At 42.3% G+C, this 14,344-nt stretch carries 12 protein-coding genes and 1 other RNA gene; 1 reads left to right on the top strand and 12 read right to left on the bottom strand.

Annotation, left to right across the window (positions count from 1 at the left end; translation table 11 throughout):
* Positions 1 to 6 precede the first annotated feature (6 nt).
* The 11 genes from BQ4305_RS09975 to BQ4305_RS09925 form a co-directional block, all read right to left on the bottom strand.
* Positions 7 to 1,527: a carboxypeptidase M32 gene (locus tag BQ4305_RS09975; RefSeq protein ID WP_110927662.1), complete on the bottom strand. Its 1,521-nt coding sequence runs from the start codon at positions 1,525 to 1,527 to the stop codon at positions 7 to 9.
* 105 nt (positions 1,528 to 1,632) lie between these two features.
* Positions 1,633 to 3,549, bottom strand: a complete 1,917-nt coding sequence (locus BQ4305_RS09970) for an ATP-dependent DNA helicase (protein WP_110927661.1) — start codon at positions 3,547 to 3,549, stop codon at positions 1,633 to 1,635.
* A gap of 165 nt (positions 3,550 to 3,714) precedes the next feature.
* Complete coding sequence (locus BQ4305_RS09965; RefSeq protein ID WP_110927660.1) at positions 3,715 to 3,915, bottom strand: cold-shock protein; 201 nt, start codon at positions 3,913 to 3,915, stop codon at positions 3,715 to 3,717.
* A 509-nt stretch (positions 3,916 to 4,424) separates the two neighbouring features.
* Positions 4,425 to 5,567 (bottom strand): THUMP domain-containing class I SAM-dependent RNA methyltransferase, encoded by a 1,143-nt coding sequence (locus BQ4305_RS09960; protein WP_234396925.1) that lies wholly within the window; start codon positions 5,565 to 5,567, stop codon positions 4,425 to 4,427.
* A gap of 441 nt (positions 5,568 to 6,008) precedes the next feature.
* Positions 6,009 to 6,397: RNase P RNA component class B (rnpB, locus tag BQ4305_RS09955), an RNA gene on the bottom strand.
* Positions 6,398 to 6,477: 80 nt separating this feature from the next.
* Positions 6,478 to 6,789 (bottom strand): cell division regulator GpsB, encoded by a 312-nt coding sequence (gene gpsB / locus BQ4305_RS09950; protein WP_110927659.1) that lies wholly within the window; start codon positions 6,787 to 6,789, stop codon positions 6,478 to 6,480.
* A 156-nt stretch (positions 6,790 to 6,945) separates the two neighbouring features.
* Positions 6,946 to 7,494 (bottom strand): SLOG family protein, encoded by a 549-nt coding sequence (locus tag BQ4305_RS09945; protein ID WP_110927658.1) that lies wholly within the window; start codon positions 7,492 to 7,494, stop codon positions 6,946 to 6,948.
* A gap of 61 nt (positions 7,495 to 7,555) precedes the next feature.
* Complete coding sequence (locus BQ4305_RS09940; RefSeq protein ID WP_234396924.1) at positions 7,556 to 7,951, bottom strand: CotD family spore coat protein; 396 nt, start codon at positions 7,949 to 7,951, stop codon at positions 7,556 to 7,558.
* A 148-nt stretch (positions 7,952 to 8,099) separates the two neighbouring features.
* Complete coding sequence (locus BQ4305_RS09935; RefSeq protein WP_110927657.1) at positions 8,100 to 9,353, bottom strand: ribonuclease H-like domain-containing protein; 1,254 nt, start codon at positions 9,351 to 9,353, stop codon at positions 8,100 to 8,102.
* A 23-nt stretch (positions 9,354 to 9,376) separates the two neighbouring features.
* Entirely contained in the window at positions 9,377 to 11,659 is a 2,283-nt protein-coding gene (locus tag BQ4305_RS09930; protein ID WP_110927656.1) for a DEAD/DEAH box helicase, read from the bottom strand.
* A gap of 556 nt (positions 11,660 to 12,215) precedes the next feature.
* Complete coding sequence (locus BQ4305_RS09925; protein ID WP_110927655.1) at positions 12,216 to 12,989, bottom strand: alpha/beta fold hydrolase; 774 nt, start codon at positions 12,987 to 12,989, stop codon at positions 12,216 to 12,218.
* Between the two features lie 141 nt (positions 12,990 to 13,130).
* Here BQ4305_RS09925 and BQ4305_RS09920 point away from each other — a divergent pair, with 141 nt between their 5' ends.
* Entirely contained in the window at positions 13,131 to 13,613 is a 483-nt protein-coding gene (locus tag BQ4305_RS09920; RefSeq protein WP_199880641.1) for an Hsp20/alpha crystallin family protein, read from the top strand.
* Positions 13,614 to 13,685: 72 nt separating this feature from the next.
* Here BQ4305_RS09920 and BQ4305_RS09915 read toward each other — a convergent pair whose 3' ends face one another.
* A complete protein-coding gene (locus tag BQ4305_RS09915) occupies positions 13,686 to 14,288 on the bottom strand; it encodes a YppG family protein (RefSeq protein ID WP_234396923.1) in 603 nt (200 codons plus the stop codon).
* Between the last annotated feature and the right edge of the window lie 56 nt (positions 14,289 to 14,344).

Genomic DNA, 14,344 nt, shown 5'->3' with positions numbered 1-14,344 from the left:
TGTCTATTATTGCAACTGATAAATCGTCTGATATTTCTCCTGAAGATAGGTAATCAAGTGCTGAGCATTCAGCCCTTCTCCCGTTACAGCTTCAAGAATTTCTAAAGGTTTTTTCGTTTTGCCGAATGTATGAACTTTCTCATTCAGCCACTGTCTAATTGGTGTTATATCACCTTTTGCCAACAATGAATCAAAATTTGGCAGATCCTTCAGCATGGCCTGTTTGATTTGAGCGGCATAGATATACCCTAATGCGTAGGATGGGAAATAGCCGAAACTGCCATCAGACCAATGAATGTCCTGCAGCACGCCGACCCCGTCATGTTCTGGTGTCACGCCCAAGTATTCTTTATATTTTTTGTTCCATGCCTCGGGAAGGTCTTTCACTTCCAACTCTCCGCTGAATAAGGATTTTTCCAATTCATAGCGAATCATGATATGCAGCGTGTATGTAAGTTCGTCCGCATCTACACGGATCAGGGAAGGCTTCGTTTCATTGATCCCTCTGTAAAATTCAACTAACTCAATCCCCTTAAATTGATCTGGAGCATATTCCTGCAGCAAAGCATAGTTCTTTTCCCAGAAATGAAGATTCCGGCCGATAAAGTTTTCAAAAAATAGAGACTGTGATTCATGGATTCCATAAGAAGTGCCTGAATCAAGCAGCGTGCCTGTTAATTCTGTTGAGATATTCTGTTCATAAATCGCATGGCCGCATTCATGTATCGTGCCGAAAACAGCACCGCGGAAATCATTTTCATCATAACGGGTCGTAATTCTGACATCTCCCCGATTGATGCCAGTTGCGAATGGATGTACCGTCTCGTCTAATCTGCCTGCTTCAAAATCATATCCCAGCTCTCGCAGAATCTCATAACTGAACTCTCTCTGTTTCTCTTTTGGAAAACGGTCATAGAGAAAATCGGTTTTTGGGTGGTTTTTACTCTCAGCTGTTGCCTGCACTAAAGGCACTATACTTATTCGAAGTTCAGCAAACACCTTATCCAGAACTTCCACTGTGATGCCAGGTTCATATTGATCCAGAAGAACATTATATTTATGATCTTCATATCCCCAATAATCAATAAATTTTCTTGTATAGTCCACCACTTTCTCTAAATATGGCTGAAACAGAGAAAAATCTGCTTTTTCTTTCGCTTCCATCCAAGCGCTTTCCGACTTAGACTGCAGGATGACAAATTCCTTATATTCATCAGCAGGAATCTTTTTATTCCGTTCATATTCTTTCCTGCATTCTTCAATCATCTTATTTGTAATCGGTGATAAAGAGGATTTTAGCGTATCAGGTGACAAGACCGCAATGAAATGAGCCATTTCTTCACTTGTACTCATATGGAACAGTTCAGAAGAAAGCGTCCCGATTACCTCAGAACGCTGATTTATTCCTTTTTTCGGGGCGCCGGTTCTTAAATCCCAGCCGATCAGGGCAAGCGCTTCCCTATATGAATCCATTTTTTTCACATAAGCGTGAAATTCTTGTTCTGCCTTTTTGTTATTCATAGTCATTTATATGACCCCCTTTCACCTCTTATTTTACCATAAACCGCAGAAAATTCTGCCAAATCTTCAAACACAAAAAACCAAGGGCTTGTTAAACCCTTGGTCATCACGCTATTGTACGTCAGCAGGCAATACTTCGTGAATTTTCTTACTGACATTTTCGTTAAGGTTCTGGTTCAGCAGTATATGAACAGATCCTGAATCCTCCTGAGTACGGATCAGCCTGCCGATCCCCTGTCTCAGTCTCAGCAGCATGTATGGCAGATCTACTTCTTCAAACGGATGTAAAGCAGCCTTTCTTTTTGCTGAAAAAACGGGATCATGCGGCGGGAATGGCAGCGAGAAGATAACCACATTCTGGAGAGATGGTCCTGGTATATCAAGCCCTTCCCATAAATGATAAGAAAGAAGAACAGAATGCTCATTTTCCTGAAACTTCTTCACAATTTCACTAATTTCCGCATCTCCTTCATAGAAAAACGGGAAACTGCTTTTTTCTGCTGTCTGCTTAAACCACTCAAGGTCTTCCTGTGATTGGAAGAGGACAAGTGTGCGTCCTTCATTTTCTTCTATTGTTCCCATCGTATACGCCATCTTTGCCTGACGGTCACTTTCATCAAAAGCAGGAAGCTTAATGTTCATCGACTCGTCGTAATCAAAAGGCGACTCAACAGAAAAACTTAGGTAATCTGAGATGCCAAGGCTGTCAGCAATATATTGGAAGGACTTATTATCTGATAATGTCGCAGATGAAAAGATATAAGGAATTTTTTTAGAGAAAACCTGTTCTTTCAAGATTTCCTGCACAAGTCTCGGCATAATCACAAGCGTTCTCGTTCCCTGGTTTTCTTCAAACCAGACAACGGCTTTCTCATTTTTCAAATAGAGCGAAAGCGAATAGCCCAGCTGTTCTAAATATTCCTCTGTTACTTTCAGGTCATAATCATTGATCGTGTACATTTCAGATTCAAAAACCAGTTTTTCCTCCAGCTCTTCAATCTTTTCTTTAAGGTTCGCAGCTAATTGTCGGATTTTCGGCAATTCAGGGATTTCAAATCGAGTGGAACCTTTGACTGGAATGGCTTCGGTTTTTAATACAGAGAAAAATTCAGAATTAATATCGACTATATCCTCAACTGTATACAGCGTTTCTTCCTGAATTTCATTCCCTGACAATAATTCCAGAACGGTCTCCAGTGTCTCTTCGCCAACCTTATATGTCAAAGCCTTTTGGGCAGAAAATTCCAATAAATGTCCTTCATCGAAAACAACACAGCTGTGCTCAGGCAGAAGGGGCAGCTGGCCCTCCCTTTTTCGCTTTTCTTTCGTCCAAATATGTTCCATGTAAAAATCATGAGAACAGATAATCAAATCAGTGGATTTCCGATAATGATCTCGGGAAAGGGTCTGTCCGCAGCGCTGGCGTTTCTCACATGTAAAGCAGTTCTGCAATGAGTCCCAGCCTACTTTGGCCCAATCTTCATCATTCAGATAAGGGTATTGTTTACGGTCTCCATATGGCGTATAAGAGGCCATGGAAGAATGGTCCATTACAAATTTAGGGAGTTCATCATACAATTGATCAATAGCTTCTGAATCCTCATGGTTTACAGCATAGTCCAGTTTATTCAAGCAGACATATTGGTCATGATATTTGGCCAGTCTGACATCCACTGTGATACCGAGGGCATCCTTAATCTTCTGGATATCCCCGCCTTCCTTTACGAGCTGCTCAATCAGAGTTTCGTCAGCACAGGAAATAATCGCAGGTTTATTCGCATACCTGGCATAACAGATCGCATACAGCAAATACACAAGCGTTTTTCCAGTTCCTACGCCCGCCTCCGCAAAACTGACCTTCTTTTCTTTAAAAGCTTTCTCTAATTGAAAAGCCATGAAAACCTGCTCATCACGAAGCTCGAATCCCTTGTCTGGAAGAATATCGTAAAAAACATCTCCAATCCATTCTGATAGCCTGTCATAAAACGAATCTTCTTTTGTTACCGGAAAAGGCAATGTTTTAACCAAATTGTTCTCCCCTTTGTTAGCGTTATATCTAAAATCAAGAATTCTTTTTTTAATATACAGTCAAAACTTTATTATCCTTTAATTTAGATATACCGTCAACTTTTTTGCCAAATTAAAAAGCAGACCCTTAAAAAAGGGTCTGCCCTATTTGGCTGTTCAATTCAATTATGCTTTTTGAACGTTTGAAGCTTGTGGTCCGCGTTGTCCTTGTTCCACTTCAAAAGTTACATCTTGGCCTTCTTCAAGAGTCTTGAAGCCTTCGCCTTGGATTGCTGAGAAATGTACGAATACATCGTCTCCGCCTTCGCGCTCGATAAATCCAAAACCTTTTTCTGCGTTAAACCATTTTACTTTACCTTGTTCCATTATTGCTGCCTCCTAGTGTGCTTTCCACACATTGTATTACTATCCTTGCTCTTTGAATATGAGGATCAAAAGCTTAATACTTATGTACCTTATATTATGAACAAAAATAATTCACTTATAGCATAACAGAATAGGAAATGATAAGCAAGGATGGAAACGATGAAATATCAGGGGAATGACAGCGGATTCATCTTTTAATTTTATATCGGGATAAGAAAGTGTATTTCATGACTTAAGTTCCTTTTTTTCAGGAGCCTGACAGCCTGGAGAACAGAGTTTCTTTTGAAGAACCGGCCTTCAGCTCTGTTGTTCCCTCTTGCTTCTTTCTTCTTAAAAAAAACATTTGGGTGCCGAACCCCTAAAGTTAGATTTTGAACTCTAACTTTAGGGTGCGGCACCCTGTTAATCTTTTCCCTTATCTTATACAGCATGAATTCTTAGGATATTTTCAGCCAATTAAAAAAGCGCTGCCTTATCCAAAACATTTCTGCAGAGATTCGAAGAAACCTTTAATTTTCTCTTGGCTTTCTTTTTCCCCAATATTGATAGTAGTCCGTCCGGATGAACCCATTAAACAACTTGCGTTTCTTCGTTGCCGGTTTGCCATACAGCTGCTCAAAATTCGGATGAGAAGTGATGATATAGATAGACCACGTATCAAGACTTGAAAAAGCCTGACCCATTTCCCGGTACATTCGCTCCACTGCTTTCTCTTCGCCCAGTCTTTCACCATATGGCGGATTTCCAACAATCACACCATATTCTTTTCTAGTTGAGATGTCCCGCACCTGCATTTGTTTAAAACGGATTAAATCACCCAGTCCAGCTTCAAAACTGTTCGCATTTGCTATTTCAACCATGCGATGATCAATGTCAGATCCAGTTATATCAAGAGGCTGATCATATTTAGCTAAATCTTCAGCTTCCATCCGTGCCTCTTCCCAAACTTTTTCCCCCATCCATCCCCATGCTTCTGAAACAAATTCACGGTTGAAGCCAGGGGCTATGTTCTGTCCAATAAGCGCTGCCTCAATCGGGATGGTTCCAGAGCCGCAAAAGGGATCAATGAATGGCTTGTCAGCATTCCAATTTGTCAGCATGACAAGAGCAGCTGCCAATGTCTCCTTGATTGGGGCTTCCCCCTGGTCGGTTCGATAGCCCCGACGGTGTAATCCGGTTCCGCTTGTATCCAACGTAAGTGTCACCGTATCTTTAAGAATGGACACTTCAATTTTAAATAAGGGACCATTCTCAGCGAACCAGCTTACTTGCTTATGCCTATTCTTCATCCGGTTCACAATCGCTTTTTTCACAATCGCCTGACAGTCCGGAACACTGTACAATTTAGATTTGACCGATTTTCCGCTTACAGGAAATTCTGCATCGATTGGCAGATAATCTTCCCAATCCAGCGCCTTCGTCTTTTCGAAAAGCTCATCGAATGAATATGCTTTAAATTCGCCTACTTTGATTTTAATCCGGTCAGCACTGCGCAGCCAAAGATTAGAACGGGCAATGGCGCTTTCATCACCTTTATACATCACTTTTCCATTTTCCACGGTGCACTCATATCCAAGATTACGGACCTCTTTGGCAACGATTGCCTCCAAGCCCATAGCCGTTGTCGCGATAATATCGTATTGTTGTCTCATACATCTACCTGCTTTCCTATTCACACAGGGCTTCAGTCAGCAAAAATCCAGCCGCTCACACTCACGAGACCCGATACACTATGACTGAACCCCTGGAACTCTTTTCTTTTTTGAAATTCGGCGTCCCTGCTCTTATCGAATCTATAAAAAGATTCCCTTTCGCGGCTTTATGTATACAGCACTTTTCTGCCTTATGATTTATAACAAGTGGACTGGCTGAACCCTTCGGTTACCATACCATATGTGCTGATTTTTTGCACTTTGCTTTCATTTTCAGCTCAATACCTGCCAAACATTCTCATCAAATTGCATTATACAGGGTAACCGGTTTATATACAAAAACACGTTATTTCCTGTTTACCCAAAAATAAAACATACTAGAAAACAAAAACTCCCCCATTCGGGAGAGTCTGTCATTCAATAAGGAATGTGTATGAAACGTCCTGTAAGCCATGTTTTGTTCCTCAGTACTGCAAACGACGATAAGTCTCGTACTTCGGCGGTAATCATCTATCTACAAAGGCATGAAGCCTTTGTCCTTCTTCTCGTTCACTTCCGAGAAAGAAAGCGCCCCTACCATTAATTTGGGTTTCTCGCTCGTGGGGTTTACCTCGTTCCACCTTTTCCATTTCTGGAAAAGCTCCGTCACTGTGGCACTTTTATAGGTATTCACACCATATCCTGAGAACTTAGGTGTTTTCCCGGCCGTCAGCAGTATCACTGCTGCCCTGGCTTATTTTTTCGCCAGGCACGAACACTACGGACATCGCAGTCCGTGCGAGCATGGACTTTCCTCTACAGCACAAAGGCTGCAGCAATTACCCGAACGTTTAACACAACATTATTGAGTATAACTGAATTGCATAAAAAACTCAATGGGAATAAATACTTTTTTCCCGAAGATACTTTCTCAATCGTACAATTTGTTGCCAAACACATGTTTTTCAAGGTTTGACAGACGTTTCAGGATATCAAAGTTTGTAGTCCCCGGTGTCACGGAAGGAGCCGGCTGGCTTGGCCTTTTCGTCAGGTCTTCAGACTGTTTTTTCAATCTGAGATTTTCCTGTCTGAGATCTTCGATTTCCTGATAAAACACTTCATAGTCTTTTATAATCAAATCAAGAAATTGATCTACTTCTTCCGGCTTATATCCGCGCATTGCTGTTTTAAAATCTTTTTCAAGAATATCTTTTGCCGTTAACTTGATCTTATCAGACAACATAAGACGTCACCTCAACACTTTCGCCAATTCATCAATATTTTATATTATTTTTTCAAATCTCAGCCCATTTGTCAATGAAACATCATCCGAAAAAGAAGGTTTCGCTATTTTATTCTGGATTTTCGTCCTGATAGGACTGCTTTTTACAGGTTCTGATTACTCTGCCCACCGGTCTTCTTCAGCAGCCTGCTGAAGATCATCGAATGTAATAGAAAAAATCGGATACCCGTCTTTTTCTTTTCTTTTTTGGGCTTCTGACAGAGCAAACTTAGGTGATCCTTCTCTTTCCGTATCATAGACAATGAGCATCCCATCACTTTTTTGGACCATAAACTGATTTTTCGCCTTTAATTGATAAGGACCTTCATAGTTCTTTTTATAAATGGCGTCTGTATAATCAGCTTGACTTATTAATGTTCGATAAAAATCCTGATTCGTTTCGTTCCACCCTTCCTCTTGATTTAAATATGGTGTAATAATGCCTAAATGCAGCTGTTCATTCTCTTCTTTCATTTCTAAAATTACTTCAGCGGCCCAGAGCTCCGTGCCTAATTGCCCAGAAATAATGACCCATTCCAGTCCGTCTTCCACGAGAGTCTCCAGACGTCCGCGTATTGCTTTTTTAATAAACGGAACAGCTTCATGATCATTTTTAAAGATCCCGAATTCAAAGGCCTTATACCCAGTCACATATAAAACTTTCATAAACCTTTCACCCTATCTGCTATGTATAGAGAGGCAAAAAAGCTAAGCCTCTCCAAAATAATTAGAATCCGTGCGGGCCGCAGCAAGGATTGTGGTGCGGCATTTTACAAATCATATGCTGATTATAGCATTCATTCACAACGGACTGCGTATGCGGGAAGAAATGCTTGTGAGTGAAGATTTGCTTGTTTACAGTTGTAGTATGAGAAGGATGCACATGCGGAACGACTGTATTAAAAACATTAGTATTTACCTGATGCTGGGTTGGAGATACCTGTGCAGGGGCAACCTGAGTCGGGGCAACCTGAGACGGTCCTCCCATCGGAAAGCCGCCGAAGCCGCCCGCCATAGGATCAAAGCCTGTTGAAGCACCCGCTACTTGAGGAAATCCGCCCCCCATTGGAAAGCCTGCTCCGCCTACCGCACCTTTCGAACAATTTCTTTGATTATTAAACATGAAAAGTTTTCCCCTTTCTCAATTATAAATGTGCTGTCTTCATTAGTAGGTTATGAATCCTTAGGTGAACATGTACTAAGGAAAATACCTATTTTGACAAGCGCGGGGTATACAGTCATCTATTTGTCGAATGCAGGCAGGCTTCCGCCTATGTCCATTTTAAACATTTCTTCTTCAGCCGCTCCTGTCTCTTCAGTAAATCTTCTCGATACTTTTGCAATTTCTTGCCTTCCTTATATTGAGCTGATGCCTGATATGCTGCAGAAACAAAGACCAGGCATTCTTGGTTCTTTTTAAATTGATGTTCAAGCAGCTTGGCACATTCGATGACAGCTTCCATTCTCTGCATGTCGTTCCCATCCGCTGCAACTAATGACCATAACTCATAAGCTGATTCATATCGGCCCTCTCGCTTTTTCTGAAAAGCCAGTGCATGACTGGCAGCCATTCTGTCAGAAATATTTCCCTTTTTGATTATCTCCTCGTATGACTGCCCCGCTTCTGCCTTTCTGCCTAAATAGGAAAGCCAGTTGGCGATTTCTATCGATTCCTCATTATATCCATCCATTTGCAAAATCTGCCTTGATAGATGGATATACAGCGTGATCAATGACAGGACATCCCATTCATTATGCTTCAGTATGCCAAAAAGGATCTCAGGATCTTTTCTTTCCACAAAATCAAAATAAATCATCGGAGCCAAATAGCCGGGGATGTCATCTTCACGGACCACCCCCATTATTTCCTTCTCAACAGCAGACAATTTCACCCGTTCCAGCTTATTTTTCCACAGTCTTCTGGAAGCATGATACAAATCAAAGTGCCCAAAGTCAGGAAGTTTGGGGACATGTTCCTTAATCAGGGTATGCCTTGTTTTTAACTGGGGCCAGTCAAATGCTTTCCCATTATAAGTCACAAGCGTTTCATAATTGACTTGCTCCAAAAAACTGTGATAGAGAGGAATTTCATTCCCTGGTTCAGGCAGAATATGCTGCCTGACCACAATGCTGTCCTTATCAAAAAAGGCGTAGCCTAGAATGAAAATTTGGTTGCCCGTCCCTCCGCCGAGCCCTGTAGTTTCCGTATCAAAAAAGAACAGTTCATCTATTTTATTCCCTTTAGAAGAAAGAGGGTGCTCTAACGACGATGTATTCCAAGCTGAGATAATTTTTTCCAGATCTGAAAATGAATAATGGCCATGTCTGTGCTGCAGCGGATATCGGACTTCCCTGATAAAACAATAGGAACCATCCAGACTGTATACCCTGGTATGGTTCGTAAGCCATTTATCCTTAAACGGCACTTCCACTCCAGCAAATACCTCAGCAGGAGCAGGAGCTGCAGGCATTGCTTCAAGATTCATATGCGTTTTCAGGCGGCTTAGTTTATTTTTTAAAGACAATTCTCCTTCACCCTACCTTAATCTTATATTTCACTATGCTCCTGGCAGAATAATCGCAGAAGACGGATGGCATCCCGTTTCGCCGTCTTTGTAGCCGTATCAGTTCCGATACAGGAAGGACAGCCATTCTCACAAGGACAATTTTCAATCATTGACCTTGTTTCGTTCAGAATAAGTTCTGTATTTTCATATACCTTCTGGCTTAAGCCAATCCCTCCAGGGTAGCTGTCATAAATAAAAATAGTCGGTTTATCATTATGGGATGCCTTTACTTGCGGATAAACATGAATGTCATATGCGTCACACATAACATAGAGCGGTATCATGGCATTCAGGGCATGTGCTGCGCCGATCAGCCCCTGCTCCATCCTGTTTTCATCCCATTCAAACATCCCGGTTTCCACAGATATCATTGCAGAGCTCGTATGTAGCTCCACCTCCGGAAGGGTAATCGGGCCAGAACCAATATTGTCATGTGTCTCGAATTTAATTTTTTTAAAGATTGTAGGAATCGCAACAATCGAAACATCGCCAAATGCCGCTTCCGTAGACCGAAACGTTTTCTGCCTGTCTACTTCAAGGACGGACAGATTCACGGCAAGGTTCGCATCCGTGTAGTAATCAACGTTCACTTCACGGACGTAAGCTTTCTTTTCCTCCCAATCTAAATACTCTACTTGATACTGTGTTCCCTGATGCAGGTAAATCGCCTCGTCATGAAGCAGAGTCATCGCACTGAAGCGGTCCATCTCACCAATGACTAAGTTGTGAGGAGTATTTGTCTGATCGATAATCACAACATTTTCCTGGGAAGCTGAACGCAGGCTGATATTGCTTGCCGGAAATGCATCATTCATCCAATACCATTTATCCCCGTTTTGATGGAGAACACGCTCTTCTGTCAGGAATTCCAAAATGTCCGCAATTTCGCATTTCCCAAAGCTTTCGCCTTTTTTAAAAGGGAGCTCATACGCTGCACATTTAATATGATCGACCAGTATGACAAGATTATCTGGATTAATCCTTGCCGTTTCAGGATTCCGGTTAAAAAAATAATCCGGATGCTGCACCATATACTGATCGAGAGCATTAGAACTTCCTACCATGATAATCAAAGCCTCTCCATGCCGCCTCCCGGCTCTTCCTGCCTGCTGCCAGGCACTCGAAATAGACCCCGGATAGCCAGTCATGATGCATACTTGCAGCTGTCCAATATCAACCCCGAGTTCCAAAGCATTCGTTGATACAACTCCGTAAATGCTTCCTTCACGCAGGCCCTTTTCAATTTCTCTTCTCTGTTTTGGGAGATATCCTCCCCTATAGCCCCGAATGGACTTAGGGCCAAGCTGTTTTGAGACTAGCTGCTGCAGATAACTAAGCAATATTTCTACCCGCACCCGGCTCTTTGCGAACACAATGGTCTGGATTTTGTTCCTCAGAAACTCCATAGCCAGCTTCCTGGCCTCCAAGACAGAGCTTCTTCTAATGTTCAACGCTTTATTGACCACCGGCGGATTATAAAAGACAAAATGTTTTTTTCCGCTTGGTGCACCATTATTATCAACCAGCACCATATCTTTTTCCGTTAAATTCTCTGCCAGCTCTTTAGGATTGGCAATCGTTGCAGATGTACAGATGAATACAGGATCACTCCCGTAGAACTGGCAAATGCGTTTCAGGCGCCTGATAACGTTAGCAGTATGGCTGCCAAAAACGCCCCGGTAGATATGCAATTCATCAATAATGACATATTTTAAGTTTTCGAACAGGGAAACCCATTTGGTATGATGGGGCAAAATTCCTGAATGCAGCATATCCGGATTCGTGATCACAATGTGACCGGCCTGCCTGATTTTTTGCCTGATATTGGATGGCGTGTCCCCGTCATATGTATAACTGTTAATCGCTGCATCCATCTCTGTAATCATTTCATTCAGTTCACTTTTTTGGTCATAGCTCAGCGCCTTGGTCGGGAAGATATACAGAGCTCTCGAAGATTCATCTTCCATTATTTTTTGAAGGACAGGAAGGTTATAGCATAATGTCTTTCCTGATGCTGTCGGAGTTACGGCAACAAGACTTCTGCCTTGGGAAGCATTCATATAAGCTGTCGCCTGATGGGTATAGAGCTCTTTAACTCCTCTCCTGCCCAGTGCCTCAATAATTTTATTATCTATATTTTCAGGAAAAGGAACAGTCATGGCGCTTTTAGCATCCAATTCATGCCAGTGTACAATATTTTCTTTCCAGCTTTGTTCTGTTTTCAATTCCAAGATCATTTCCTGTAAATTCTTACGAAGTTTCATGTACTCACCTCTATCTCCTATTTTAACGAATAAACGTTCGATAAAAAAGAGGAAACTATTATTATCCAGAAATCTTGCACAAAAAAGGACAGGAAACTAAGTCTCCTGCTGCAGACTGTTGACAAACTAGAAATTTCGAGTTTGCCTAGTTTCGGCGGACGCTTTCCGCGGGCGTGGCCCAATCCTCCTCGTCGTTTTGCTCCTGCGGGGTATCGGCCTTCACGCTTTTCCCGCAGGAGTCGCCGGCTGCACTAAATCAGAGGTGAATGGATAGGGTGCCGAAAAATCAAATAAGTGAACGTGAACAAATTGAAATGATTACAATAGAGCAACTTGTACCACAGGATCATTAAAAAATTGTCCATGCAGGCGATGCTTACTTTTGCTGCTATGAATTTAAAGAAGCTTGCCAATTGGACATGGCAAGCTTCGGCTATGGTCTAAAATAGAATACTCGAAGAGCATTTTGCTTAAAATCAGTCCATAAAATACCTAAAAAAATCTCAAAAAGACAAAAGGCCATCTCAAGCAGGAAACTCAGTCTCCTGCTGTCTGCTTATAAGGAATGAACAAAATTCCTGATGGTTTCCGCCAGCTTCTCAGGTTCTTCCAGCATTCCCATATGTCCGCTTTCTTCCAATACAGCTTCCTTTATATTCGGCCTTTTCACAGAGAATGTCTTTTCAGGAGCAATGACTTTGTCCTTTTTTCCCGCTACAAGCAGCACAGGCAGATTCGTATTCTGAAACACATCATTTCTGTCTCTTCTGTCACGCATTGCCAGCAAGGTTTGGACAGCCGCCTCCTTATCCGTTTCTAAACCAATCTGTTTGGCCAGTTGAACCGCTTCTTGCTGTTCAGGCGAATCAGAGTCGGCAAATAGCTTTGGAACAAGATTATCAACAAATACTGTCATCCCATTTTCCTCAATTGTCTGAATGGATCTCATCCGCTCCTCTTTTCCCTGCTCATCATCCGGATATGCTGTAGAATGAACAAGCGAAAAACCGCGCAGAAGATCAGGATATAATTCAGCCATCGCAAGAGCTGTGTAACCCCCGAGAGAATGACCGAAGACAACCGGCTTCTCTATGGCTTCTTCCGACAGAAATGCAGCAATGTCCTTAGCTAAATCTTCAATCGTGAAGCTTTCTCCAACAGCATTATTTGTGCCATGTCCTCTTAAATCTACCGTGATGACCCTGAAATCCTGATTCAGTAATGGTACAATTTTTTGCCAATATTTCTGACTGCCGCAAAAACCGTGAATCAGCAAAAGAACATCTCCAGTCCCGCTGTCCGTATACGAAAGCTGTTTTGCCTGTGGCATATTTACCCCTCATTCCTTCTGGATTTTCTTTAATATGTTCCCACTATCTCTTTTGTATAAACAGCGTGCCATGAACCATTCCCGTCATTCAGACATAGGCTGAATATGTGAATGCAGATTCGATTTGAAAGGAGAAGCACGATGTCCTCTTCAGATAAGCATAATAATAAAAGTCTTAATCATGCCCAACACCCCTTCAGCCAATTCATGAATTCAATGGACCGGCTGTTTACCGATAAGAGGCCCGGAAAAGGAATTCTGCAGTCTTTGGATCATTTCTTCGGCTCATCAGCAACGGCACGGGGCTTCCAAACAGAATTATCCGAGAATGAGGCTGGTTATATGATCGTCGCGGCCATTCCCGGAGTAAAAAAAGAACAAATCAACATTGAACTTCTGCCGCAGGCGGTCACCATTTCCATTCAGCATCAAGAAACCGCTGAACAGATCAACCAAAATCAAGGGTTGTTTCACAGGCATCACTCTTCCGGTGTAACCTCCAGAACCATCAGGCTGGCAAGACCGATCGATGACCAAAAAATCAGGGCGAGCCACAAAGATGGAGTACTTCGTCTATTCCTTCCAAAAAAGAAAGGGAATCAAATACGAATTGAGGATTCATAAAACTGGGCAATGCCTCACCTCTTCGTTCCCCTCATAGAAGAAAGCAGGCCGACTCAGACAGCCTGCTTTCTTTTATACTATTTTAAAGAAACTGCCTACTCCCTTAACCATGCTGGATACCTGAGTGAAGGTGCTCATCATCTGGCCAGCGGTGTTCATCATCTTTGTCACATCAATCGATCCGTCCTGGGTTTTAAACTGGTTTATAACCGTTTTGAATCCTGACGGCTGTTTTTGCATAAACTGCTGCTTTGGATAGGGATGACTGTAAGATGGCGGCTGGAATTGTTTTGCACTTTTCACTGATGACTGCAGGGGATTTTCAAAAAAATTCACTTGTGACGGCCCCTTAGGAGATAAAGGAAGACCAGTATTCACAGCTGGCCCCATTTGGCCCTGCATCATCATTCCGACAGGCTGTGCCGGCTGAGGATAAGATTGATACGGATTCTGTGCCGGCTGATTATGCACGGAAGAGGCAGGATTATAATGATTTTCTATTGGAAATGGCTGGGGCTGCATAGATGGATCATGGTGATTATAAGGCATAGGATAAGGCAGCATCGGTCCATAATTTGCCGCAGGAGGCATATATGCATGTTGCGATGGGAAGTTATTTCCGTAACCCTGCATATCAGGAAGAAGGTAACCGTTATTGCTTTCTGGTCTAAACACTTGCAAACCCTCCTCTCTAACACATTCACTTCTATAAAATATGTATAGCCTCCAGC

Origin of the sequence: Bacillus massiliglaciei, assembly GCF_900098925.1 — a bacterium.
In the GTDB taxonomy this organism is placed as follows: Bacteria; Bacillota; Bacilli; order Bacillales; family DSM-1321; genus Peribacillus; species Peribacillus massiliglaciei.
This window is presented reverse-complemented; position numbering and strand designations above follow the sequence as displayed.